Source organism: Micromonospora sp. IBHARD003 (assembly GCF_056106285.1).
The window spans coordinates 4,895,401-4,919,307 of sequence record NZ_JBWBBX010000001.1; the positions used below are offsets into that span (position 1 = coordinate 4,895,401).

Annotated in this window: 20 protein-coding genes and 1 pseudogene; 19 read left to right on the top strand and 2 right to left on the bottom strand. The window is 69.2% G+C overall.

Annotated features, from left to right (window positions below):
• Positions 1-74: 74 nt before the first annotated feature.
• The 4 genes from mqnC to ACTWOL_RS21805 all read left to right on the top strand — a co-directional run bounded on the left by mqnC (position 75) and on the right by ACTWOL_RS21805 (position 3,760).
• A complete protein-coding gene (gene mqnC, locus ACTWOL_RS21790) occupies positions 75-1,274 on the top strand; it encodes a cyclic dehypoxanthinyl futalosine synthase (RefSeq protein WP_474298435.1) in 1,200 nt (399 codons plus the stop codon).
• 19 nt (positions 1,275-1,293) lie between these two features.
• On the top strand, positions 1,294-1,947 hold the full coding sequence (locus tag ACTWOL_RS21795; protein WP_474298436.1) for a hypothetical protein: 654 nt from the start codon (positions 1,294-1,296) through the stop codon (positions 1,945-1,947).
• A 152-nt stretch (positions 1,948-2,099) separates the two neighbouring features.
• The gene (locus ACTWOL_RS21800) at positions 2,100-2,804 is read left to right on the top strand and encodes a demethylmenaquinone methyltransferase (protein WP_474298437.1); all 705 of its coding nucleotides are present in this window, start codon (positions 2,100-2,102) and stop codon (positions 2,802-2,804) included.
• A gap of 44 nt (positions 2,805-2,848) precedes the next feature.
• Positions 2,849-3,760, top strand: a complete 912-nt coding sequence (locus ACTWOL_RS21805) for a glutaminase (protein ID WP_474298438.1) — start codon at positions 2,849-2,851, stop codon at positions 3,758-3,760.
• A gap of 25 nt (positions 3,761-3,785) precedes the next feature.
• On the opposite strand, the gene ACTWOL_RS21810 is transcribed toward ACTWOL_RS21805, so the two are convergent.
• Complete coding sequence (locus tag ACTWOL_RS21810) at positions 3,786-4,340, bottom strand: GNAT family N-acetyltransferase (protein ID WP_474298439.1); 555 nt, start codon at positions 4,338-4,340, stop codon at positions 3,786-3,788.
• A 97-nt stretch (positions 4,341-4,437) separates the two neighbouring features.
• On the opposite strand from ACTWOL_RS21810, the gene ACTWOL_RS21815 reads away from it, so the two are divergent.
• Complete coding sequence (locus tag ACTWOL_RS21815; RefSeq protein WP_474298440.1) at positions 4,438-5,724, top strand: geranylgeranyl reductase family protein; 1,287 nt, start codon at positions 4,438-4,440, stop codon at positions 5,722-5,724.
• Positions 5,725-5,897: 173 nt separating this feature from the next.
• On the opposite strand, the gene ACTWOL_RS21820 is transcribed toward ACTWOL_RS21815, so the two are convergent.
• Complete coding sequence (locus ACTWOL_RS21820; RefSeq protein ID WP_474298441.1) at positions 5,898-6,545, bottom strand: C40 family peptidase; 648 nt, start codon at positions 6,543-6,545, stop codon at positions 5,898-5,900.
• 1,113 nt (positions 6,546-7,658) lie between these two features.
• On the opposite strand from ACTWOL_RS21820, the gene ACTWOL_RS21825 reads away from it, so the two are divergent.
• The 14 genes and pseudogenes from ACTWOL_RS21825 to nuoN all read left to right on the top strand — a co-directional run bounded on the left by ACTWOL_RS21825 (position 7,659) and on the right by nuoN (position 23,827).
• Positions 7,659-8,036 (top strand): NADH-quinone oxidoreductase subunit A, encoded by a 378-nt coding sequence (locus ACTWOL_RS21825; protein WP_474301227.1) that lies wholly within the window; start codon positions 7,659-7,661, stop codon positions 8,034-8,036.
• A 19-nt stretch (positions 8,037-8,055) separates the two neighbouring features.
• A pseudogene (locus tag ACTWOL_RS21830) lies at positions 8,056-8,529 on the top strand (NuoB/complex I 20 kDa subunit family protein); the annotation flags it as partial.
• A 77-nt stretch (positions 8,530-8,606) separates the two neighbouring features.
• Complete coding sequence (locus tag ACTWOL_RS21835; RefSeq protein WP_474298442.1) at positions 8,607-9,359, top strand: NADH-quinone oxidoreductase subunit C; 753 nt, start codon at positions 8,607-8,609, stop codon at positions 9,357-9,359.
• Positions 9,356-10,675, top strand: a complete 1,320-nt coding sequence (locus ACTWOL_RS21840) for an NADH-quinone oxidoreductase subunit D (RefSeq protein ID WP_474298443.1) — start codon at positions 9,356-9,358, stop codon at positions 10,673-10,675. The genes ACTWOL_RS21835 and ACTWOL_RS21840 overlap by 4 nt, the downstream gene beginning before the upstream one ends.
• On the top strand, positions 10,672-11,517 hold the full coding sequence (nuoE, locus tag ACTWOL_RS21845) for an NADH-quinone oxidoreductase subunit NuoE (protein WP_474298444.1): 846 nt from the start codon (positions 10,672-10,674) through the stop codon (positions 11,515-11,517). Before ACTWOL_RS21840 ends, nuoE begins: the two co-directional genes overlap by 4 nt.
• Complete coding sequence (nuoF, locus tag ACTWOL_RS21850; protein WP_474298445.1) at positions 11,517-12,881, top strand: NADH-quinone oxidoreductase subunit NuoF; 1,365 nt, start codon at positions 11,517-11,519, stop codon at positions 12,879-12,881. The genes nuoE and nuoF overlap by 1 nt, the downstream gene beginning before the upstream one ends.
• A 76-nt stretch (positions 12,882-12,957) precedes the next feature.
• A complete protein-coding gene (locus ACTWOL_RS21855; protein ID WP_474298446.1) occupies positions 12,958-15,486 on the top strand; it encodes an NADH-quinone oxidoreductase subunit G in 2,529 nt (842 codons plus the stop codon).
• Positions 15,483-16,859, top strand: coding sequence for an NADH-quinone oxidoreductase subunit NuoH (gene nuoH, locus ACTWOL_RS21860; RefSeq protein ID WP_474298447.1), 1,377 nt, complete (start codon positions 15,483-15,485; stop codon positions 16,857-16,859). Before ACTWOL_RS21855 ends, nuoH begins: the two co-directional genes overlap by 4 nt.
• Positions 16,852-17,448: an NADH-quinone oxidoreductase subunit NuoI gene (nuoI, locus tag ACTWOL_RS21865; protein WP_474298448.1), complete on the top strand. Its 597-nt coding sequence runs from the start codon at positions 16,852-16,854 to the stop codon at positions 17,446-17,448. Before nuoH ends, nuoI begins: the two co-directional genes overlap by 8 nt.
• Complete coding sequence (locus ACTWOL_RS21870; protein ID WP_474298449.1) at positions 17,445-18,389, top strand: NADH-quinone oxidoreductase subunit J; 945 nt, start codon at positions 17,445-17,447, stop codon at positions 18,387-18,389. Before nuoI ends, ACTWOL_RS21870 begins: the two co-directional genes overlap by 4 nt.
• A complete protein-coding gene (nuoK, locus tag ACTWOL_RS21875; RefSeq protein ID WP_338677328.1) occupies positions 18,386-18,685 on the top strand; it encodes an NADH-quinone oxidoreductase subunit NuoK in 300 nt (99 codons plus the stop codon). The genes ACTWOL_RS21870 and nuoK overlap by 4 nt, the downstream gene beginning before the upstream one ends.
• 14 nt (positions 18,686-18,699) lie before the next feature.
• Positions 18,700-20,604: an NADH-quinone oxidoreductase subunit L gene (nuoL, locus tag ACTWOL_RS21880; RefSeq protein ID WP_474298450.1), complete on the top strand. Its 1,905-nt coding sequence runs from the start codon at positions 18,700-18,702 to the stop codon at positions 20,602-20,604.
• Between the two features lie 5 nt (positions 20,605-20,609).
• Entirely contained in the window at positions 20,610-22,181 is a 1,572-nt protein-coding gene (locus ACTWOL_RS21885) for an NADH-quinone oxidoreductase subunit M (protein ID WP_474298451.1), read from the top strand.
• A 44-nt stretch (positions 22,182-22,225) separates the two neighbouring features.
• Entirely contained in the window at positions 22,226-23,827 is a 1,602-nt protein-coding gene (gene nuoN, locus ACTWOL_RS21890) for an NADH-quinone oxidoreductase subunit NuoN (RefSeq protein ID WP_474301228.1), read from the top strand.
• The last annotated feature ends 80 nt before the right edge of the window (positions 23,828-23,907 follow it).

The window sequence follows — 23,907 nt, forward strand, 5'->3', positions numbered from 1 at the left end:
AGCCGCCCGAAGTGCTGTCGTAGGCTGGACCGGCCCGTGCAAAGCCCAGAAACACCGCCGAAAGGTGACTCCCGGTGACCGAGAAGGCCGACCTTCAGTCCGTCCTGGACCGTGCCGCCGAGGGCGGGCGGATCACTCCGGAGGAGGCGCTGGACCTCTACCGGTCCGCGCCGCTGCACGCGCTGGGCGCCGCGGCCGATGCCGTACGCCGACGGCGTTACGCGGGTACGGAGCACATCGCGACGTACATCATCGAACGGAACATCAACTACACCAACGTGTGTGTCACGGCATGCAAGTTCTGTGCGTTCTATGCGCCGCCGAAGGACACCGCCAAGGGCTGGACGCGCGATCTCGACGACATCCTGCGGCGCTGCGCCGAGACCGTCGAGCTGGGCGGCACACAGATCATGTTCCAGGGCGGGCACCACCCGGACTACGGCGTCGAGTACTACGAGGAGCACTTCGCCGCGATCAAGAAGGCCTTCCCGCAGCTGGTGATCCACTCCCTCGGCGCGTCCGAGGTCGAGCACATGGCCCGGATCTCCGGCGTCTCGGTCGAGGAGGCGATCTCCCGGATCCACGCGGCGGGTCTGGACTCCTTCGCGGGTGCCGGGGCCGAACTGCTCCCGGCGCGGCCGCGCAAGGCGATCGCGCCGCTGAAGGAGTCCGGTGAGCGCTGGCTCGAGATCATGGAGACCGCGCACGGGATGGGCGTCGAGTCGACGTCCACGATGCTGATGGGCACGGGCGAGACCAATGCCGAGCGCATCGAGCACATGCGCATGATCCGGGACGTCCAGGACCGCACGGGCGGCTTCCGCGCCTTCATCCCGTACACGTACCAGCCGGAGAACAACCACCTCAAGGGCCGCACCCAGGCGACGATCTTCGAGTATCTGCGGATGATCGCGATCGCCCGGCTGTTCTTCGACAACGTGGCCCACATCCAGGGCTCCTGGCTGACCACGGGCAAGGAGATCGGTCAGCTGTCGCTGCACTACGGCGCCGACGACCTGGGCTCGATCATGCTGGAGGAGAACGTCGTCTCCTCGGCCGGCGCCAAGCACCGCTCCAACCGCCAGGAGATCATCGACCTGATCCGCAAGGCGGACCGGGTCCCGGCCCAGCGCACGACGACCTACGAGCACATCGTCGTCCACGACGACCCGGAGAACGACCCGGTCGACGAGCGGGTGGCCTCGCACATCTCCTCGACGGCGATCGAGGGCGGCACGGCACACCCCGAGCTGAAGCTGCTCAACGCCAACTGAACCTCCGGACGGGGCTGCCGTGCTGACGATCCACGTCGCCGACCGGGTGTTCGGTGCCGCAGGGAAGGCCGGGCCCGTCGATGCCGTCGTGGTGCACGGCCGCCTGATCGCCGCGGTCGGCGTTCTCGACGAGGTCACCGCGGCCCATCCGTCGGCGAGGGTCCGCCGCTGGCCGGGGCTGCTGGTCCCGGGCCTCGTGAACGCCGACGCCGTCGCGCTGCTGGAGGCCGCCTACCACCCCGACCCACGCGAGGCCGACGAGCTCGGCACCCTGCCGCTGACCGGCGAGGCCCTCGCGGCCCTCGACCTGGACGACGTACGCCGGGGCGCGAGCGCGCGGCGTGGCCTCCAGCGCATGCTCGCCCACGGCACGACCGCCGTCGTCGGCCCGTTCACCCTGCCGGAGGTCCGGAGCGCGGTCGCCCGGTCAGGGCTGCGCGTACGGGAGCGGGCCCGAGGCGGGGAGAGCGGAGCCGCACCGTCGCTCGACCCGTTCGCGGCCCGGCCGCCGGCCGCGGTGCTCGACGGTGATCTGAGCGCGGGTGCCCCGGCGGACTTCGCCGTCTTCGACGTCCCCGTCGACGACCCTCCGGCGCGCGCCCTGCGTGAACACGGTGCCGGTACCTGTGTGGCGACCGTCCTCGACGGCCGGCTGGTGTACCGGAGGCGGTAGGACGCAGCCGGCTTCGCCCCGCGCGCCTCCACCGCGCCCGCACGCCCCGGCTCTTCACGCGCCCCGCGCCCCGCTCTTCACGCGCCACGTACGGCGCGACCTCCCGCGCGTCGCGTGCCCCGCCCCGAGTCCGCCGGGGGCCGAACGGCACAATGGGGAGCGTGACCCGAGCCTCTCTGGACAAGCAGCCGCACGAAGTCGCCTCCATGTTCGACGACGTGGCGGCGAACTACGACCTCACCAACGACGTGCTCTCGCTCGGCCAGGACCGGCGCTGGCGCAGGGAGGTCACCAGAGCGATCGCCGCGGGCCCCGGCCAGAAGGTCCTCGACCTCGCCGCCGGCACCGGTACGTCCTCGCTGCCCTTCACCCGCACCGGGGCGTTCGTGGTGCCGTGCGACTTCTCCCTGGGCATGCTGCGCGAGGGCAAGAAGCGCCATCCGTGGCTGCCGCTGACCGCGGGCGACGCCACCAAGCTGCCGTTCCGGAACGACGTCTTCGACGCCGTGACGATCTCCTTCGGGCTGCGCAACGTCCAGGACACCGACCAGGCGCTGCGCGAGCTGTACCGGGTGACCAAGCCGGGCGGGCGGGTCGTGATCTGCGAGTTCTCACACCCGACGTGGGCCCCCTTCCGCACCGTGTACGAGGAGTACCTGATGCGGGCCCTGCCGCCCGTGGCCCGCGCGGTGTCGTCGAACCCGGACGCGTACGTCTACCTCGCCGAGTCGATCCAGTCCTGGCCCGAGCAGTCCGAACTCGCCGGTCTGCTGCAGAAGGCCGGCTGGGCGAAGGTGGCCTGGCGCAACCTGAGCGGCGGGATCGTCGCCCTGCACCGCGGCACCAAGCCGCAGTAGGGCCGGACCTGCCGAGCACCAGACTCCCGAGGACCGGACGGACCGTGGACTACCAGGCACTGCTGGAGCGCATCGCGGAGGATGTGGCTCCGCTCGTCGGCAGCGGGACGCCCGCCGAGTACATCCCGGCGCTCGCGTCCGTCGCCCCGGACCGCTTCGGGATGGCCGTCGCGGACGTCGACGGCACGGTGTACGGAACCGGCGACTGGCAGCAGCCCTTCTCCGCCCAGTCCATCACCAAGGTCTTCGCCCTCGCCCTCGCGCTCTCCCTCGACGGGGAGGCGCTGTGGGAGCGCGTCGGCCGCGAGCCGTCGGGAAACCCGTTCAACTCGCTGGTGCAGCTGGAGTACGAGAACGGCATCCCGCGCAATCCGTTCATCAACGCGGGAGCGCTCGTCGTCACCGACCGGCTGCAGACCCTGACCGGCGACGCGAGCAGTGAACTGCTGGAATTCCTGCGGGCCGAGAGCGGCAACCCGGATCTCGCCTTCGACCAGGAGGTCGCCGCTTCGGAGGGCGAGCACGGGGACCGCAACGCCGCGCTCGCGCACTTCATGGCCTCGTACGGCAATATCGCCAATCCCGTCCCGATACTGCTCGACCACTACTTCTGGCAGTGCTCGATCGAGACGAGCTGCGCCGATCTCGCCCTGGCGGCCCGCTTCCTGGCCCGGCACGGGCTGCGCGCCGACGGATCGCGGCTGCTGACGCGCAGCGAGGCCAAGCAGATCAACGCGGTGATGATGACCTGCGGTACGTACGACGCGGCGGGCGACTTCGCCTACCGGGTCGGGCTGCCCGGCAAGAGCGGTGTGGGCGGCGGGATCGTCGCCGTCGTACCGGGCCGCTGCACGCTGTGCGTATGGAGCCCCGGACTCGACAAGCGCGGCAACTCGGTGGCGGGGGTGGCGGCCCTGGACCGCTTCACCACCCTGACGGGGCTCTCGGTCTTCTAGGGCCTTTCGTTGGGATCCTGCCGGCTCACGTGCCCTGGTCGCCGCGCTCGCTGGGGGCTCCCGTCCGCAGATCCAGCCGGAAGCAGTAGCCGGTCCGCTGGGAGAGCGGCGTCGTGAACGTCTCGGCCAGCGTCATGCCGAGCCGTCGGATCACGGCGATGGACCGCTCGTTCTCCGCGGCCACCATGGCGACGACGCCCGGCACGCCCGCGGCCCTGACCCGCTCCAGAGTGGTGCGGGCTGCCGCGGTCGCGTAGCCCCGCCCCCAGGCACGGCGGGCCAGCCGCCAGCCGATCTCGATCTCGCCCGTGGGTCCCCATGTGTGCGGCCACGGCTGGGCGCCCGTGAAACCTATGACCTCGCCGCTCTCGTCCAGCAGCGTCCACAGACAGAAACCGTGCTCCGCGTCGTGTCTGCGCTGCCGCGCCGTCAGCTCCTCGTACGCGGAGAGCTCCGCCGGTCTCCCGCCGTGGAACTCCATGACCTCGGGGTCCGCGAAGACCCGGTGCCAGGCCAGGGCGTCCTCGTCGGTGGGCACGCGCAACTGCACAACCGGCGCGGCAGGAAGCGTTTCGCTCATGGGACGGCCCTTCGGTTCGTGGATCGGTACGCCCCCATAGACTGCACAGGTCCAGTGTTTTTAAGCACGCGAAATCGAGTCTTCGGGAGACGACGCCGTGACCGAGCCCCTCTCCGAGCACACCGCAGATGTGATCGTCGTCGGCGCGGGCCCGGCCGGTTCCACGACCGCGTACTACCTCGCCAAGTCGGGACTCGACGTACTCCTCCTGGAGAAGACCGCGTTCCCGCGCGAGAAGGTCTGCGGCGACGGCCTCACCCCGCGCGCCACCAAGCAGCTCGTGGCCATGGGCATCGACATCTCCGAAGAGGCGGGCTGGCTGCGCAACAAGGGCCTGCGCATCATCGGCGGCGGTGTGCGGCTCCAGCTGGACTGGCCGGAGCTCGCCAGCTACCCCGACTACGGACTCGTGCGCAAGCGCGACGACTTCGACGAGCAGCTGGCCCGCCAGGCGCAGAAGGCCGGTGCGCGGCTGTACGAGCGCTGCAACGTCGGCGAGCCGATCGTGGACGACCGCACCGGCCGTATCACCGGTGTGCACGCCAAGCTGGGCGAGGAGAAGACCCCGGTCACCTTCCACGCCCCGCTCGTCGTCGCCGCGGACGGCAACTCCTCGCGGCTGTCCCTGGCGATGGGCCTGCACCGCCGCGAGGACCGCCCGATGGGCGTCGCGGTCCGCACGTACTTCACCAGCCCGCGGCACGACGACGACTACCTGGAGTCCTGGCTGGAGCTGTGGGACCGCCGCGGTCCCGGTGAGGACCGGCTGCTGCCCGGCTACGGCTGGATCTTCGGCATGGGCGACGGTACGTCCAACGTCGGACTGGGCGTGCTCAACACCTCCGCCGCCTTCAAGGACCTGGACTGGCGCGAGGTCCTCAAGGCGTGGTGCGCCTCGATGCCGGAGGACTGGGGCTACGTCCCGGAGAACATGACGGGCCCCATCCGGGGCGCCGCGCTCCCCATGGCCTTCAACCGCCAGCCCCACTACACCCGCGGGCTGCTGCTCGTCGGTGACGCGGGCGGTCTCGTCAACCCGTTCAACGGCGAGGGCATCGCCTATGCGATGGAGTCCGGCCGGATCGCCGCCGACGTCATCGTCCAGGCCCACGCCCGCACCACCCCGGCCCAGTGCGAACTCGCCCTGCGCGGCTATCCGAAGGTCCTCAAGGACACCTACGGCGGCTACTACACGCTGGGCCGCGCCTTCGTGAAGCTCATCGGCAACCCGAAGGTCATGAAGATCGCGACCCAGCGCGGGCTGACCCACCCCGTGCTGATGAAGTTCACGCTGAAGATGCTCGCCAATCTGACCGACCCGACCGGCGGCGACGCGATGGACCGCATCATCAACGGTCTCTCGAAGGTGGCCCCGAAGGCCTGATCCGGGCCCGGCCGCAGCACGGAACCAGGCAGCGGGCGGGGGCAGCGAACGGGACAGCCCTGGACAACGCCGAGGGCCGCCACTCCAAGGAGGAGTGGCGGCCCTCGTGTGTGTCCGTGGTCGCCCGATTCGGTGCGTTCAGCCGATATTCGGCGGATACGGGCGACTTCGCATCAGAGGACGCGGACGGCTCCGGTCGCGGGGTAGCCGGACAGGTCCTGGATGACGACGCCCTTGCTCGGGTTGGCGGCGTCGAGGTACTGGCCGTCGCCGATGTAGACGCCGACGTGGTACGCGGAGCCGGCGCCACCCCAGTAGAGGATGTCGCCGACCTTGATGTTGTCCAGGGAGACCTGGGTACCGAACGTCGACTGGTCCTGGGAGACACGGGGCAGGTCGACGCCGACCTCGCGGTAAGCGGCCTGGACGAGGCTGGAGCAGTCCCAGGAGTGCGGGCCGCTGGAACCCAGGGAGTAGGCGTCGCCCAGGTGGGACTTGAGGAAGGCGATGACGGTGCCGACCGAGCCCGAAGGGGCGTCGCTCTTCGACGCGGAAGCGGAGAGCGTGGTGCGCTCGGAGGTGCGGGAGGCGCGCGCGGACTCGGCGCGGGCGGCCTCCTTCTTCTCGGCCTCCGCCTTGCGGACGGCCTCGGCCTTGGCCTTCTTGGCGGCCTCGGCGGCCTTCGTGGCTGCCGCGTTCTCCTGGGTCTGCAGCTCGGCGTCCAGGGCGGCCAGCTGGGTCGCCTCGGCGGAGCGGGCGACCGCGGCCGCGAGCGCCGGGGTCTCGAGAGTGAGCGCGGGCATCTCGAGGGTCTCGGTCACCGGCTCGGCGTTCGCCGGTCCGGCACTACCGGCCACTGCGATGGTGCTGAGGACGCCACCGGCAACTCCGGCCCGGAGCGCGAGCTTCGAGGCGCTGCGTGGGCGGGGCTTCCGGTGGCTTCGTATGTGAGCGGTGTGGGACATGAAGACAACCGGTATCAAGGACCAACGGTTCCCTTCAAGAAACGTGTGTTGCGCCACAGTTACGTTCGGAATCTCATAATCCGCTTTTCTGGGACCTTTATTGACGCCGTAACGGGCAAAACGGGCATCCATGATCAGGGCTGTGATCAAGGCCTTTTAGTAAAAGGTCCGGATTGCCCGCCGCTTACCACCCCTTCACACCGATGGCCAAGCCCCCCATTCCTGGGGGGAAGTGAGAGTGGCACAGGTCACAGGATGATTACCTCCCGGCATCCGTCCGGGGTGCAGGGGCGCGGCATCCACGAAGGGTGGGCGCGGCGCACCGAAGCCCGCTCGCGGGAGATCACCACGGAGGAGCGCGCCGATCGCTTCGAGGCTTGTAGGGCGTGATCACTTCGAGACCATCCAGTGATCACCTTCAGAGTGCGGGCGGTGATCACCTTCAGGGGTGCGGGTGGTGATCACCTTCAGGGGTGCGGGTGGTGATCATCTCGGGTCGGTGCGGAGGCCGGTCCTCGGTGCGATCCGTGATCGCTCCGGGGTCCGGGGTCGCTTGAGGTCGTCCGCGTACGACAGGGCGCTCGTGAACGGATGCACGCGTCCACTCCCGTCCCCCTCACCCCCCGCCCGGGTGACGGGCCTCTCTTATCACCCGTCCCGGTGCCATGCGAATTTGCTTGTATACGCCATGGCTGATATTGACCACACGCCTCTGACCAGCGGCGACGCTCCAGATGGTGACCTCTTGTAGCCACTCGTGCGCTTCATGTACAAGATCACCGCTCATCCGTGTTCATGATCCTTCGTCAGGTGGTGGAGATCACAAAGACGTTGTCGTACCCCGTGTCGCAGATCACAGACCGGCGGGCATAGGATGCGGAGCAGTCGGGCTTGTGAACTGCCTCACATATGCACGATCTTCCGAGGCGGCGACGCGAAAGCCCGGTGCGGTCCAACGGTCAAGGACGACTGGAAGGAGCGAGGAGCGTGAACGCCTACGCGCCCATCCTTGTGCTCGGCGCACTAGGGGCAGGCTTTGCGATCTTCTCCGTGGTCATGGCCACGCTCATCGGCCCGAAGCGCTACAACCGCGCGAAGCTCGAGGCCTACGAGTGCGGTATCGAGCCGACGCCTACGCCGGCCGGAGGGGGCCGCTTCCCCATCAAGTACTACCTGACGGCGATGCTCTTCATCATCTTCGATATCGAGATCGTCTTCCTCTATCCCTGGGCCGTCACCTTCGACGCGCTGGGGATCTTCGGGCTCGTGGAGATGCTGCTCTTCGTGCTCACCGTCTTCGTCGCCTATGCGTACGTCTGGCGGCGCGGCGGCCTGGAATGGGACTGAAGGGCTGAGGGGCATACCAATGGGACTCGAAGAGAAGCTTCCGAGCGGCTTTCTGCTGACGACGGTCGAACAGGCGGCGGGCTGGGTGCGCAAGGCGTCCGTCTTCCCCGCCACCTTCGGTCTCGCCTGCTGCGCCATCGAGATGATGACGACGGGCGCCGGCCGGTACGACCTGGCCCGCTTCGGCATGGAGGTCTTCCGCGGCTCTCCCCGGCAGGCCGACCTGATGATCGTCGCCGGGCGGGTGAGCCAGAAGATGGCGCCGGTCCTGCGTCAGGTCTACGACCAGATGCCCAATCCCAAGTGGGTGATCTCCATGGGGGTTTGCGCATCCTCGGGCGGAATGTTCAACAATTACGCGATTGTGCAGGGCGTTGATCACATTGTTCCTGTTGACATCTATTTGCCCGGTTGCCCCCCGCGTCCGGAGATGCTGATGGACGCGATCCTCAAGCTCCACCACAAGATCCAGACCTCCAAGCTCGGTGTGAACGCCGCGGAGGCGGCCCGGGAGGCGGAGGAGGCGGCCCTGAAGGCGCTTCCGACGATCGAGATGAAGGGGCTCCTTCGATGACCGATCAGCCGAACCCGGAGAAGGAGCTCTCCGAGCAGAACCTGCCCGGGCAGCGTGGTGAGCACGGGGAGGAGATCCGCGTCCAGCGCGGGATGTTCGGCGCCGCGGGCGGCGGCGACACCTCGGGCTACGGCGGGCTCGTACGGTCCGTGCGGCTGCCCGGCGCGGCGACCCGCCCCTACGGCGGCCCACGCGGCAAGGACGCCTACGGAGAGTTCGACGAGGTCGCCGACGAGCTGGAAGGCGCCCTGGAGGAACAGGACCTCCTGCCCGGGAACGCGATCGAGAAGACGGTCGTGGACCGCGGCGAGCTCACCTTCCACATCGCCCGCGAGCACCTCGTGCAGGTTGCCAGGACCCTGCGCGACGACCCGGCGCTGCGCTTCGAGCTCTGCACCGGGGTGAGCGGGGTGCACTACCCGGGAGACAAGGGCCGCGAGCTGCACGCCGTCTACCACCTGCGCTCGCTCACCCACGGCCGGCTGCTCCGCGTCGAGGTCGCCGCCCCGGACACGGACCCGCACATCCCGTCCCTCGTCGGGGTCTATCCGACCAACGACTGGCACGAGCGCGAGACCTACGACTTCTTCGGTCTGGTCTTCGACGGCCACCCGGCCCTCACCCGGATCATGATGCCGGACGACTGGCAGGGCTTCCCGCAGCGCAAGGACTACCCCCTCGGCGGTATCCCCGTCGAGTACAAGGGCGCCCAGATCCCGGCTCCGGACCAGCGGAGGTCGTACTCGTGACCACCCCATCGTCTGCACGCGAGACCACCGAGGGGACCGTCTACACGGTCACCGGCGGCGACTGGGACGAGGTCGCCCAGACCGCGGCCAAGGCCGACGACGAGCGCATCGTCGTCAACATGGGTCCCCAGCACCCGTCCACCCACGGAGTGCTCCGCCTCATCCTGGAGATCGACGGCGAGACGGTCACCGAGGCCCGCTGCGGCATCGGCTATCTGCACACCGGCATCGAGAAGAACCTCGAGTACCGGACCTGGACGCAGGGCACGACCTTCGTCACGCGCATGGACTATCTGACGCCGTTCTTCAACGAGACGGCGTACTGCCTCGCGGTCGAGAAGCTGCTCGGCATCGAGGACCAGATCCCGGACCGCGCCTCGGTCATCCGGGTGCTCCTCATGGAGCTGAACCGGCTCTCCTCCCACCTGGTGTGCATCGCCACCGGCGGTATGGAGCTCGGCGCCACCACGATCATGATCTACGGGTTCCGTGATCGTGAACTCATTCTCGACATCTACGAGCTCATCACCGGCCTGCGGATGAACCACGCGTACATCCGCCCCGGCGGACTGGCCCAGGACCTGCCCCCTGGCGCCGTGGACCAGATCCGCGAGTTCGTGAAGAAGATGAAGAAGAACCTCCCGGAGTACGACAAGCTCGCCACCGGGAACCCGATCTTCAAGGGCCGGATGCAGGGGATCGGCTATCTCGACCTCACCGGCTGTATGGCGCTCGGCGCGACGGGCCCGATCCTGCGCTCCACCGGGCTGCCGCACGACCTCCGCAAGACCGACCCGTACTGCGGCTACGAGAACTACGAGTTCGACGTGCCGACCGCGGACACCTGCGACTCCTACGGCCGCTTCCTGGTCCGCCTGGAGGAGATGCGCCAGTCGCTGCGGATCGTCGAGCAGTGCCTGGACCGGCTCGCCCCCGGCCCGGTCATGGTCGCGGACAAGAAGATCGCCTGGCCCGCGCAGCTCGCGCTCGGTCCCGACGGACTCGGGAACTCCCTCGACCACATCAAGAAGATCATGGGCACGTCGATGGAAGCCCTGATCCACCACTTCAAGCTGGTGACCGAGGGCTTCCGGGTCCCGGCCGGACAGGCCTACGCGGCCGTCGAATCGCCCAAGGGCGAGCTCGGCGTCCATGTCGTGTCCGACGGAGGCACCCGCCCCTACCGGGTCCACTTCCGCGACCCCTCGTTCACCAATCTGCAGAGCATGGCGGCGATGTGCGAGGGCGGCCAGGTCGCCGACGTGATCGTCGCCGTCGCGTCCATCGACCCCGTGATGGGAGGCGTCGACCGGTGACAGACGTCAGCTTGGGGATGCCGCAGCTCCCCGCATCCGATTACCCGGCAGACGTACGGGCCCGGCTCGAGACCGACGCCAGGGAGATCATCGGCCGGTACCCGGACAGCCGCTCCGCGCTGCTGCCGCTGCTGCACCTGGTGCAGTCGGAGGAGGGCCACGTCACCCGCACCGGGATGCGGTTCTGCGCGGAGATGCTGGATCTGACGACGGCGGAGGTCACGGCCGTCGCCACCTTCTACACCATGTACCGCCGCAGGCCGTCGGGCGACTACCAGGTCGGCGTGTGCACCAACACGCTCTGCGCGGTGATGGGCGGCGACGCCATCTTCGACGAGCTCAAGGAGCACCTCGGCGTCGGCAACGGCGAGACCACAGCGGACGGCAAGGTCACCCTCGAGCACATCGAGTGCAACGCCGCCTGCGACTTCGCCCCGGTCGTGATGGTCAACTGGGAGTTCTTCGACAACCAGACGCCCGAGTCGGCCCGCCGGCTCGTCGACGACCTGCGGGCCGGGCGGACCGTCGAACCCACCCGGGGCGCCCCGCTGTGCACCTTCAAGGAGACCGCCCGCATCCTGGCCGGCTTCCCCGACGAGCGCCCCGGCGCCGTCGAGGCCACCGGCGGCGCGGGCCCGGCCTCCCTGGTCGGCCTGCGACTGGCCAAGGGAGAGGCGGTCCAGCCGCGCGTGGTCCACCCGCGCGGTGCGGCATCCGCGGACGAGCCGCCGGCCGAGCACCTGAGCTCCCATGACGCACCCCAGCAGACATCCGCGTCGGACCCCTCGCACCCCGCGGGCCCGGTTTCCGAGGAATCCAAGGACTCCAAGGAGGGGGAGTGATGACCGTGTCCACCGAATACGGGCCGGAGGCCGGTGACGGAACGAGCCCCGAGAAGCTGCTCGCACCCGTTCTGTCGGCCTTCTGGGACGAGCCCGAGTCCTGGACCCTGGCGACCTACCGGCGCCACGAGGGCTACGAAGCCCTGCGCAAGGCCCTCGCGATGTCCCCGGACGACTTGATCGCGTACATCAAGGACTCCGGACTGCGCGGCCGTGGCGGCGCCGGCTTCCCCACCGGGATGAAGTGGCAGTTCATCCCGCAGGGCGACGGCAAGCCGCACTACCTCGTGGTCAACGCCGACGAGTCGGAGCCGGGCACCTGCAAGGACATCCCGCTCCTCTTCGCCAACCCGCACTCCCTCATCGAGGGGATCGTGATCGCCTGCTACGCGATCCGGTCGAAGCACGCCTTCATCTACCTGCGCGGCGAGGTCGTCCCCGTACTGCGCAGGCTGCACGAGGCCGTGCGCGAGGCCTATGAGGCCGGCTACGCCGGAAGGAACATCCTGGGCAGCGGGCTCGACCTCGACATCACCGTGCACGCGGGCGCCGGCGCGTACATCTGCGGGGAGGAGACCGCATTGCTGGACTCCCTGGAAGGCAGGCGCGGCCAGCCCCGACTGCGTCCCCCCTTCCCCGCCGTCGCCGGTCTGTACGCGTGCCCCACCGTGGTGAACAACGTCGAGTCCATCGCGTCGGTTCCCGCGATCGTCAACAGGGGCAAGGACTGGTTCCGTTCGATGGGCAGCGAGAAGTCCCCGGGCTTCACGCTCTACTCCCTCAGCGGCCATGTCGCATCCCCCGGCCAGTACGAGGCTCCCCTCGGCATCACCCTGCGCCAGCTGCTCGACATGAGCGGCGGCATGCGCCCCGGGCACCGGCTGAAGTTCTGGACGCCGGGCGGCTCGTCGACGCCGATGTTCACCGACGAGCACCTCGACGTCCCGCTGGACTACGAGGGTGTGGGCGCCGCCGGATCGATGCTGGGCACCAAGGCGCTCCAGTGCTTCGACGAGACGACCTGTGTCGTGCGGGCCGTCACCCGCTGGACCGAGTTCTACGCCCACGAGTCCTGCGGCAAGTGCACGCCCTGCCGCGAAGGGACCTACTGGCTCGTCCAGCTGCTCCGCGACATCGAAGCCGGCAAGGGCTCCATGGGCGACATCGACAAGCTGGCCGACATCGCCGACAACATCAACGGCAAGTCGTTCTGCGCCCTCGGCGACGGCGCGGCCTCGCCGATCTTCTCGTCGCTGAAGTACTTCCGCGACGAGTACGAGCAGCACATCCGCGGCAGGGGCTGCCCCTTCGACCCCGCGAAGTCCACGGTCTGGGCCGACAGGGACCGGGAGGTGCCGGCATGACCGCGCTCCGCACACCGGCCCCCGTCCCCGGCCACGCCACCCGACGATCCGACATGTCGCACCCGGAGGTGGACGCATGACCGTCACCACGTCCGCCGCATCCGCAGGCGGAGGCAACGCCGCGGTCCCGCCCGAGGACCTGGTCGGCCTGACCATCGACGGCATCGAGATCAGCGTGCCCAAGGGCACCCTGGTGATCCGCGCCGCCGAGCTGCTCGGCATCGAGATCCCCCGGTTCTGCGACCACCCCCTCCTCGACCCGGTCGGCGCCTGCCGGCAGTGCATCGTCGAGGTCGAGGGCCAGCGCAAGCCGATGGCGTCCTGCACCATCACCTGCACCGACGGCATGGTCGTCAGGACTCAGCTCACCTCGCCCGTCGCCGAGAAGGCACAGCAGGGCGTGATGGAGCTGCTGCTGATCAACCACCCGCTCGACTGCCCGGTCTGCGACAAGGGCGGTGAGTGCCCCCTGCAGAACCAGGCCATGTCCCACGGGCAGGCCGAGTCCCGCTTCGAGGGCAGGAAGCGCACCTACGAGAAGCCGGTCAACATCTCCACCCAGGTGCTGCTCGACCGCGAGCGCTGCGTGCTCTGCGCGCGCTGCACCCGCTTCTCCAACCAGGTCGCCGGCGACCCGATGATCGAGCTGCTCGAGCGCGGTGCGCTCCAGCAGGTCGGCACGGGCGAGGGCGATCCCTTCGAGTCGTACTTCTCCGGGAACACCATCCAGATCTGCCCGGTGGGCGCCCTGACCTCGGCGGCGTACCGGTTCCGCTCACGGCCCTTCGACCTCGTGTCGTCGCCGTCGGTCTGCGAGCACTGCGCGGGCGGCTGCGCCACCCGCACCGACCACCGCCGGGGCAAGGTCATGCGGCGGCTCGCCGCCGACGACCCCGAGGTCAACGAGGAGTGGATCTGCGACAAGGGCCGCTTCGCCTTCCGCTACGCCCAGCAGCGCGACCGGCTCACCACTCCGCTCGTACGCAACAAGGAGACCGGACAGCTGGAGCCGGCCGGCTGGCCCGAGGCACTCGAGGCCGCTGCGGCCGGGCTGGCTTCGGTGCGCGGGCGGGCGGGCGTGCTGACCGGAGGCCGGCTCACCGTCGAGGACGCCTACGCGTACGCCAAGTTCGCCCGGGTCGCCCTGGACACCAACGACGTCGACTTCCGGGCGCGGGTGCACTCCTCCGAGGAGGCGGACTTCCTGGCCTCGTCGGTGGCCGGACGCGGCCGGGACCTGGTCCTGGACCGCAGGGGCGTCACCTACGCCTCCCTGGAGAAGGCATCCGCGGTGCTGCTCGCGGGCTTCGAGTCCGAGGAGGAGGCACCCGGCGTCTTCCTGCGGCTGCGCAAGGCAGCCCGCAGGCACGGCCAGCGGACCTACTCCCTTGCCACCCACGCCACCCGCGGACTGGCGAAGGCCTCGGGCGTGCTGCTGCCCGCCGCACCCGGCACCGAGACCGAGTGGCTGAACGCGCTGGCGTCCGGCACCGGTCTCGACGCCGACGGCGCCGCGGCGGCCGGGGCACTGCGCGCGCCGGGAGCCGTGATCGTCGTCGGCGAGCGGCTGGCCGGTGTGCCCGGTGCGCTCACGGCGGCGGTCAGGGCCGCCACCGCCACCGGCGCCCAACTGGTGTGGATCCCGCGCCGGGCCGGTGAGCGCGGTGCCGTGGAGGCGGGCGCGATCCCCTCGCTGCTGCCCGGCGGCCGGCCCGCCACCGACCCGCGGGCCCGTGAGGAGACCGCGGCGGTCTGGGGTGTACGTGAACTCCCGCACCGCTACGGGCGCGACACCGGCCAGATCGTCGAGGCCGCGGCCACCGGCGCTCTCGGTGCCATGGTCGTCGCCGGCGTGGAGATCGCCGATCTGCCCGACCCGGGACGGGCGCGTGAGGCGCTCGACGCGGTCGGCTTCCTGGTCTCGCTGGAGCTGCGGCCTTCGGAGGTGACCGAGCGGGCCGACGTGGTCTTCCCGGTCGCGGCCGTCGTCGAGAAGGCCGGCACCTTCCTCAACTGGGAAGGCCGGGCACGGCCCTTCGAGGCGGCGCTCAAGCCCGACCAGATGACCCGCCCGCTGCCGCCGGCCGACACCCGGGTGCTGCACATGCTCGCCGACGCCATGGACGTGCACCTCGGCCTGCCGGATCTGCGGTCGGTGCGGCGGGAGATGGACCGGCTCGGGGCCTGGAGCGGTCCGCGGGCCTCCGAGCCCGTCGAGTCGGCACAGCCCCTGCCCCGCCCCGGCGACGGCGAAGCGGTCCTCGCGGGCCACCGGCTGCTGCTCGACCAGGGACTGCTCCAGCAGGGCGACGAGGCACTGGCGGGTACCCGGCACGCCGCGGTCGCCCGGCTGTCCGCGGCCACCGCGGCCGAGGTCGGCGTGAAGGACGGCGATCTGCTGTCCGTCACCGGACCTGCCGGGTCCGTACAACTGCCGCTCCAGGTGACCGAGATGCCCGACCGGGTGGTCTGGCTCCCGCTCAACTCGACCGGTGGCGGTGTGTTCGGCGACACCGGCGCCGTGCCCGGCCGGCTGGTCCGTATCGGCCCCGGCGGCGCGAAGGGTGCCGCCGCAGGCGACGACGTACCGGAGGTGCGCGCGTGAACCCGACCCTCCTCGCGGCCGAGGACCTCTCGATGTTCGGACGGGACCCCTGGTGGCTCGTCGTGATCAAGGCGGTCTTCTGCTTCGCCTTCCTGATGCTGACGGTCCTGTTCTCCATCGTCTGGGAGCGCAAGGTCGTCGCCTGGATGCAATTGCGCATCGGGCCCAACCGGCACGGCCCCTGGGGCCTCCTCCAGTCCCTCGCGGACGGCGTCAAGCTGATGCTCAAGGAGGACCTGATCGTCAAGCGCGCGGACAAGGTCGTCTATGTGCTCGCGCCGATCGTCGCCGCCATCCCGGCCTTCATGGCGATCGCGGTGATCCCCTTCGGCCCCGCGAACAACGAGATCTCGATCTTCGGCCAGCGCACCACGATGCAGCTCACCGATCTGCCGATCGCGATGCTGTACATCCTCGCGGTGGCCTCGGTCGGCATCTATGGGATCGTCCTGGCGGGCTGGTCGTCCGGCTCGACGTATCCGCTGCTCGGCGGACTGCGCTCCTGCGCGCAGATGATCTCCTACGAGATCGCCATGGGCGCCGCGTTCGCCTCGGTCTTCCTCTACTCCGGTTCGATGTCGACCTCGACGATCGTGGAGGCGCAGGCGGACCGCTGGTACATCCTGCTGCTGCCGGTCTCGTTCCTGATCTACATCGTCACCATGGTCGGTGAGACCAACCGGGCCCCGTTCGACATGCCGGAGTCCGAGGGTGACCTCGTCGGGGGCTTCAACACCGAGTACTCGTCGATCAAGTTCGCGATGTTCATGCTCGCCGAGTACGTCAACATGGTCACCGTCTCGGCGGTCTCGGTCACCCTCTTCCTCGGCGGCTGGCGTGCCCCGTACCCGATCAGCACGTTCTGGGAGGGCGCGAACCACGGCTGGTGGCCGATGCTCTGGTTCGTGATCAAGGTGCAGCTGCTGCTGTTCTTCTTCATCTGGCTGCGCGGCACGCTCCCGCGCGTCCGCTACGACCAGCTGATGAAGCTCGGCTGGAAGGTGCTGATCCCCGTATCGGTCGTCTGGCTGATGCTCGTGGCGACCGTACGGGCCCTGCGCAACGACGGCCGGGACTTCTCGCAGATCGTGCTCTACGTCGGGGCCGCGGTCCTCGCCGCACTGCTGCTGTCCTTCGTCGTCGACCTCTTCCGCGGCAAGAAGGAGCAGACGGCGAAGGAGGCGGCGCAGGCCGCGGCGCCCGCCGCGTTCGACCCGATGGCGGGCGGCTTCCCCGTGCCGCCGATGCCCGGGCAGGAGATGCCCCCGGTGCCCCGCAGACGACCGCGCCACGACCGCGAGCTGATTGTCAGTGGTGGGGCGAATACTGACAGTGACGGTCCTCGTGACGGAAAGGAGGCTGACGGTGTCTGAGCAATCCAACGATTCCGGGAGCGCGTTCCAGAATCCGGTCGCCGGCTTCGGCGTGACCTTCAAGGCCATGTTCAAGAAGCGGCTGACCGAGCAGTACCCGGAGCAGCAGAAGACGACGGCGCCGCGCTTCCACGGCCGGCACCAGCTCAACCGGCACCCCGACGGGCTGGAGAAGTGCGTCGGCTGCGAGCTGTGCGCCTGGGCCTGTCCCGCCGACGCCATCTATGTGGAGGGCGCGGACAACACGGACGAGGAGCGCTACTCACCGGGCGAGCGGTACGGGCAGGTCTACCAGATCAACTACGCCCGCTGCATCCTGTGCGGGCTGTGCATCGAGGCCTGCCCGACCCGGGCGCTGACCATGACCAACGAGTTCGAGCTCGCCGACAGCTCCCGCGAGAACCTGATCTACACCAAGGAGCAGCTGCTCGCGGGCCTGGAGCCGGGCATGGTCGACACCCCGCACGCGATCTACCCCGGCACCGACGAGCAGGACTACTACCGCGGACTGGTCGTCGAGGCCGCTCCCGGCACCGAGCGCCAGGTCGCCGTCTCCAAGGGGGAGAAGCCAGAGGAGGTCGACGTATGAGCGCCGCCACTCTCGCCGCGGCCACCTCGACCGGGGAGGCCTTCCAGTTCTGGGTGCTGGGCACCGTCGCCGTGATCGGCGCGCTGGGCACCATCCTGATGAAGAAGGCCGTGCACAGTGCGCTCTGCCTCGCGGGGACCATGATCATCCTGGCGGTGTTCTACCTCGCCAACGGGGCGTACTTCCTGGGCGTGGTGCAGGTCGTCGTCTACACCGGCGCGATCATGATGCTGTTCCTCTTCGTCGTCATGCTCGTCGGTGTCACGGCGGCGGACTCGCTGAAGGAGACCATCAAGGGACAGCGCTGGTGGGCCGCGGCCTGTGGCCTCGGCTTCGGCGTCCTGCTCATCGCCGGGATCGCCAACGCCTCGCTGAGCTCAGGGTCCTTCATCGGCCTCGGGGCGGCGAACGCGAGCGGCAATGTCCAGGGCATCGCCACCCTGCTCTTCACCAAGTACGTCTTCGCCTTCGAGATCACCGGCGCCCTGCTGATCTCGGCGGCGGTCGGCGCGATGGTGCTCACCCACCGCGAGCGCACCGAACGGGCCAGGACCCAGCGGGAGCTGGCCGAGCAGCGCGTCCGCGAGGCAAGCGCCGTCCCGCCCGGCCGCCACCCCTCGGCGACGGGCTACGGCTGGAAGCTTCCCACTCCGCTTCCCGCACCCGGTGTCTACGCCCGCCACAACGCGGTGGACGTCGCCGGTCTGCTGCCGGACGGCACCCCGTCCGAGCTCACCGTCAGCAAGACCCTGCGCGCCCGCGGCCAGGTCCGCGATGTGTCCGGCGAGGCGCTGAACGACCTCAGGGCACTGGAGCAGCGCTCCGACGAGCGCCTCGGCCGCTTCATCGAGGAGCGGCACCGGGACGACCACGACCGCGATGTGCGCGGCCGGCACGGGCAGCGCGATGGCCAGCGCGACGGAGAGGAGGCCAAGCGGTGAATCCGGTCAACTACATCTATCTCGCCTCACTGTTGTTCACCATCGGCGCCGCAGGTGTGCTGATCAGGCGGAACGCGATCGTGGTCTTCATGTGCGTCGAGCTGATGCTCAACGCCTGCAATCTCGCGTTCGTCGCGTTCTCCCGGATGCACGGCAATCTCGACGGTCAGATCATCGCGTTCTTCACGATGGTCGTCGCCGCCGCGGAGGTCGTGGTCGGGCTCGCGATCATCGTGCTGCTGTTCCGTTCCCGCCACTCGGCCTCGGTCGACGACGCCAGCCTGATGAAGCTGTAAGGGGTCGCAGACTCGTGGACAACGCAGAGAACCTGATCGCGCTGCTGATCGCGGCGCCCCTGCTCGGCGCGGTGGTGCTGCTGCTCGGCGGGCGCCGGCTCGACCGCACGGGCCACTGGATCGGCACGGCCCTCGCCGCCGTCTCCTTCGTCATCGGCGTGGTGCTCTTCGCCTACATGCTCGGCAGGCCCGGCGACGACCGCACCCTGACCCAGTACCTGTACACCTGGATCCCGGTCGAGGGTTTCCAGGCGGACGTGGCCTTTCAGCTCGACCAGCTGTCGATGACCTTCGTCCTGCTGATCACCGGGGTCGGCTCGCTCATCCATCTGTACTCGGTCGGGTACATGGAGCACGACGAGCGCCGCCGCCGCTTCTTCGGCTACCTCAACCTGTTCCTCGCGGCGATGCTCCTGCTGGTGCTCGCCGACAACTACCTGCTGCTGTACGTCGGCTGGGAAGGCGTCGGTCTCGCCTCGTACCTGCTGATCGGCTTCTGGCAGCACAAGCCCAGCGCGGCCACGGCGGCCAAGAAGGCCTTCCTGGTCAACAGGGTCGGCGACATGGGCCTGTCCATCGCCATCATGCTGATGTTCACCACCTTCGGGACCTTCGCCTTCGGACCCGTGCTCGACTCCACGGGGAAGGCGTCCGAGGGCACTCTGACCGCCCTCGGACTGCTTCTGCTGCTCGCCGCCTGCGGCAAGTCCGCCCAGGTGCCGCTGCAGTCCTGGCTCGGGGACGCGATGGAGGGTCCGACCCCGGTCTCGGCCCTGATCCACGCGGCCACGATGGTCACCGCCGGGGTCTATCTGATCGTCCGCTCCGGCAACATCTTCAACGCCGCACCGGACGCCCAGCTCGCGGTGGTGACGGTCGGCGCGGTCACGCTCCTCTTCGGTGCGATCGTCGGTTGCGCGAAGGACGACATCAAGAAGGCGCTGGCCGGTTCGACGATGTCGCAGATCGGCTACATGATCCTGGCGGCGGGCCTCGGCCCGATCGGATACGCCTTCGCGATCATGCACCTGGTGACCCACGGCTTCTTCAAGGCCGGGCTCTTCCTCGGCGCCGGTTCGGTCATGCACGGCATGAACGACGAGGTCGACATGAGGAGGTACGGCGGCCTGCGGAAGCACATGCCGATCACCTTCGTCACCTTCGGCCTCGGCTATCTCGCCATCATCGGCTTCCCGGGGCTGTCGGGCTTCTTCTCCAAGGACAAGATCATCGAGGCGGCCTTCGCCAAGGGCGGCACCGAGGGCTGGATCCTCGGCGGCGCGGCCCTGCTGGGCGCGGCGATCACCGCGTACTACATGACGCGCGTGATGCTGATGACCTTCTTCGGCGAGAAGCGCTGGCAGAACGACGAGAAGGGCGAACCCCCGCATCCGCACGAGTCGCCGCGCACCATGACGCTGCCGATGATCGTGCTCGCCTTCGGGTCGGTCTTCGCGGGCGGGCTGTTCTCCTTCCACGAGTCGTTCGTCAAGTGGCTGGAGCCGGTGACCAGTTTCGAGCACGGCCATTCGCCGATCAGCGCCGGCACGGTGACCATCTCCACCGTCGTGGTGATGATCCTCGGCGTCGCGCTCGCCTATGCCCAGTACGGACGCCGCCCGGTGCCGGTGACCGCCCCGCGTGGCTCGCTGCTCACCCGGGCCGCCCGACGGGACCTCCTCCAGGACGACTTCAACCACGTGGTCCTGGTCCGCGGCGGGGAGCACCTCACCCGGTCGCTGGTGTACGTGGACCACACCCTGGTCGACGGGGTCGTCAACGGCACGGCGGCGTCGTTCGGAGGACTCTCGGGCCGTCTGCGCAAGCTGCAGAACGGCTACGCCCGCACCTACGCGGTCTCGATGTTCGGAGGTACGGCGGTGCTGATCGCCGCGACCCTGCTGATGAGGTCGGTGTAACTGTCATGTCCTTCCCGCTCCTTACAGCAGCCGCGGCCCTGCCCGCAGTAGGCGCGATCGCGACCGCCGCCGTACCGGCCGGCCGCAAGGCCGCCGCCAAGTGGCTGGCGCTGCTCGTCTCGCTCGGCACCCTCGTGCTCGCGGGGGTCATCGCCGCCCGCTTCGAGCCCGGTGGCGCCCGGTACCAGCTCACCGAATCCCATGCCTGGATCAAGGACTTCGGGGTGCGGTACGAGCTGGGCGTGGACGGGATCGCGGTGGCGCTGATCGCGCTGACCGCGGTACTGATCCCGTTCATCATCCTGGCCGGCTGGCACGACGCCGACCCTCTGGAGACCCGTTCCTCGCGCTGGCGTCCCACCCAGGGCTTCTTCGCCCTGATCCTCGCGGTCGAGGCGATGGTGATCCTCTCCTTCGAGGCCACCGACGTCTTCCTCTTCTACGTCCTCTTCGAAGCCATGCTGATCCCGATGTACTTCCTCATCGGCGGCTTCGGGGACCGTGCTCACGCGGGCAGCGACGAGAACGCGGCGGCGCAGCGCTCGTACGCCGCGGTGAAGTTCCTGCTCTACAACCTCGTCGGCGGTCTGATCATGCTGGCCGCGGTGATCGGGCTCTATGTCGTCGCGGGGAACTTCTCGCTGACGGAGATCGCCGAGGCCCGCACGGCCGGCGAGCTGGACATGTCCACGAACATCGAACGGCTGCTGTTCCTCGGCTTCTTCTTCGCCTTCGCGGTGAAGGCGCCGCTGTGGCCGCTGCACACCTGGCTGCCCAACGCCATGGGGGAGTCGACCGCCCCGGTCGCCGTGTTGATCACCGCGGTCGTCGACAAGGTCGGCACCTTCGCGATGCTCCGCTTCTGCCTCGGGCTGTTCCCGGAGGCGTCGAAGTGGGCGACCCCGGTGATCCTCGTACTGGCGCTGATCAGCATCGTGTACGGGGCACTGCTCGCGGTGGGCCAGCGCGACATCAAGCGACTGGTCGCCTATGCGTCGATCTCGCACTTCGGCTTCATCGTCATGGGCATCTTCGCGATGACCACCCAGGGCCAGTCGGGCGCCACGCTCTACATGGTCAACCACGGGATCTCGACGGCCGCGCTGATGCTGGTGGCCGGCTTCCTGATCTCGAGGCGCGGCTCGCGTCTCATCGCCGACTACGGCGGAGTGCAGAAGGTCGCCCCCGTGCTCGCCGGCACCTTCCTCATCGGCGGTCTGGCGACCCTGTCACTGCCCGGACTCGCCCCGTTCGTCAGTGAGTTCCTGGTCCTGGTCGGCACCTTCGCCCGCTATCCGGTGGTCGGCATCATCGCGACCCTCGGCATCGTGCTCGCCGCGCTCTACACCCTGGTGCTCTACCAGCGGACGATGACGGGCCCGGTGAAGGAGGAGGTGCGGACCCTGCCGGATCTCCGGCTGCGCGAACTGCTGGTGGTCGCACCGCTGATCGCGTTGCTGATCTTCCTCGGAGTCTTCCCGCAGCCCCTGACGAAGATCGTCAACCCGGCCGTGGAGCACACCATGTCCGACGTACAGCAGAAGGATCCCCGGCCCGAGGTGGAGGCGGCGAAGTGAGCGCAACAGCTGTCCACAGCCTGTGGACAACGGCAGCCCAGCCGCTGGACAAGATCCCGGCCCCGCATATCGAGTACGCCCAGCTCGCCCCCACGCTGATCGTGGTCGGCGCGGCGATCGTGGGCGTGCTGATCGAGGCCTTCGTCCCGCGCAAGGGCCGTTATCCCGCCCAGGTGTTCCTGTCGGTCGTCGCGCTGGCCGCCGCGTTCGCGGCGGTGGTCGGCCTCGCCGCCGGCGGATTCGGCACCACCAAGGCGCATCTCGCGGCGATGGGCGCCATCGCCGTCGACGGGCCCGCGCTGTTCCTCCAGGGCACGATCCTGCTGGCCTCGCTCGTCGCGATCTTCACCTTCGCCGAGCGGCGCCTCGATCCGCGGTCACACGGCAGCCATGTCGACTCCTTCGCCGCACAGGCCGCAGCCGTACCGGGCGGCGACAGCGAGAAGGCGGCGGTCAAGGCGGGATTCACCACCACCGAGGTGTATCCGCTGGCGCTCTTCGCGATCTCCGGGATGCTCGTCTTCCCCGCGGCGAACGACCTGCTGACACTGTTCATCGCGCTCGAAGTCTTCTCGCTTCCGCTCTACCTGCTGTGCGCCCTCGCGCGCCGCAAGCGGCTCCTGTCGCAGGAAGCGGCGATGAAGTACTTCCTGCTCGGGGCGTTCTCGTCGGCGTTCCTGCTCTTCGGCATCGCGCTGGTGTACGGGTACGCGGGCTCGGTGTCGTACGCCAGGATCGCCGACGTCGTCGACGGCTCCGTCCAGACCATCGACCCCGCGCTCGCCGCCACCATGGGCAACGACGCGCTGCTGCTCATCGGTGGAGCGATGATCCTCGTGGGGCTGCTGTTCAAGGTCGGCGCGGTGCCGTTCCACATGTGGACCCCGGACGTCTACCAGGGCGCACCGACCCCGATCACCGGCTTCATGGCGGCGGCCACCAAGGTCGCGGCGTTCGGAGCGCTGCTGCGGCTGCTCTACGTGGTGCTGCCCGGTCTGCGCTGGGACTGGCGGCCGGTCCTGTGGGCGGTCGCCATCATCACCATGCTGGGCGGCGCGATCATCGCGATCACCCAGACCGACATCAAGCGGCTGCTGGCCTACTCGTCGATCGCGCACGCCGGATTCATCCTCGCCGGTGTCATTGCGCTCACACCCGACGGTGTCTCGTCGGTGCTCTTCTACCTCGTCGCCTACTCCTTCGTGACGATCGGCGCCTTCGCGGTCGTCACCCTGGTGCGGGACGCGGGCGGGGAGGCCACCCATCTGTCCAAGTGGGCCGGGCTCGGACGGCGTTCTCCGCTGGTCGCCGCGGTCTTCGCGGTGTTCCTGCTGGCCTTTGCCGGAATCCCGCTCACGTCGGGCTTCTCCGGGAAGTTCGCCGTGTTCAGCGCGGCGGCCGAGGGCGGCGCGGGCGCACTGGTCGTGGTCGGTGTGATCTCGTCCGCGATTGCCGCGTTCTTCTACATCCGGGTCATCGTGCTGATGTTCTTCAGCGAGCCGAAGCCCGAGGGCCCGACGGTGGCCGTGCCGTCGCCGCTCACGATGACCACCATCGCGGTGGGCGTCGCGGTCACCCTGGTGCTGGGTGTGGCGCCCCAGTACTTCCTGGATCTGGCCGGGCAGGCGAGTGTGTTCGTCCGGTAGCCCGCTGAGGCGATCCCAGCCGGAGGCCCGTCACCCTCGGGGGGTGACGGGCCTCCGGCCTCGCTGCCGGGTCTTCCGGC

Excerpts from the sequence above, each read along its gene's own strand:
- ACTWOL_RS21800 (WP_474298437.1), top strand. The coding sequence starts at position 2,100 with ATGGGGAGCGTGACCCGAGCCTCTCTGGACAAGCAGCCGCACGAAGTC.
- ACTWOL_RS21855 (WP_474298446.1), top strand. The coding sequence starts at position 12,958 with ATGACCGTCACCACGTCCGCCGCATCCGCAGGCGGAGGCAACGCCGCG.
- nuoF (WP_474298445.1), top strand. The coding sequence starts at position 11,517 with ATGACCGTGTCCACCGAATACGGGCCGGAGGCCGGTGACGGAACGAGC.
- ACTWOL_RS21810 (WP_474298439.1), bottom strand. The coding sequence starts at position 4,340 with ATGAGCGAAACGCTTCCTGCCGCGCCGGTTGTGCAGTTGCGCGTGCCC.
- ACTWOL_RS21885 (WP_474298451.1), top strand. The coding sequence starts at position 20,610 with ATGTCCTTCCCGCTCCTTACAGCAGCCGCGGCCCTGCCCGCAGTAGGC.
- ACTWOL_RS21870 (WP_474298449.1), top strand. The coding sequence starts at position 17,445 with ATGAGCGCCGCCACTCTCGCCGCGGCCACCTCGACCGGGGAGGCCTTC.
- ACTWOL_RS21835 (WP_474298442.1), top strand. The coding sequence starts at position 8,607 with ATGACCGATCAGCCGAACCCGGAGAAGGAGCTCTCCGAGCAGAACCTG.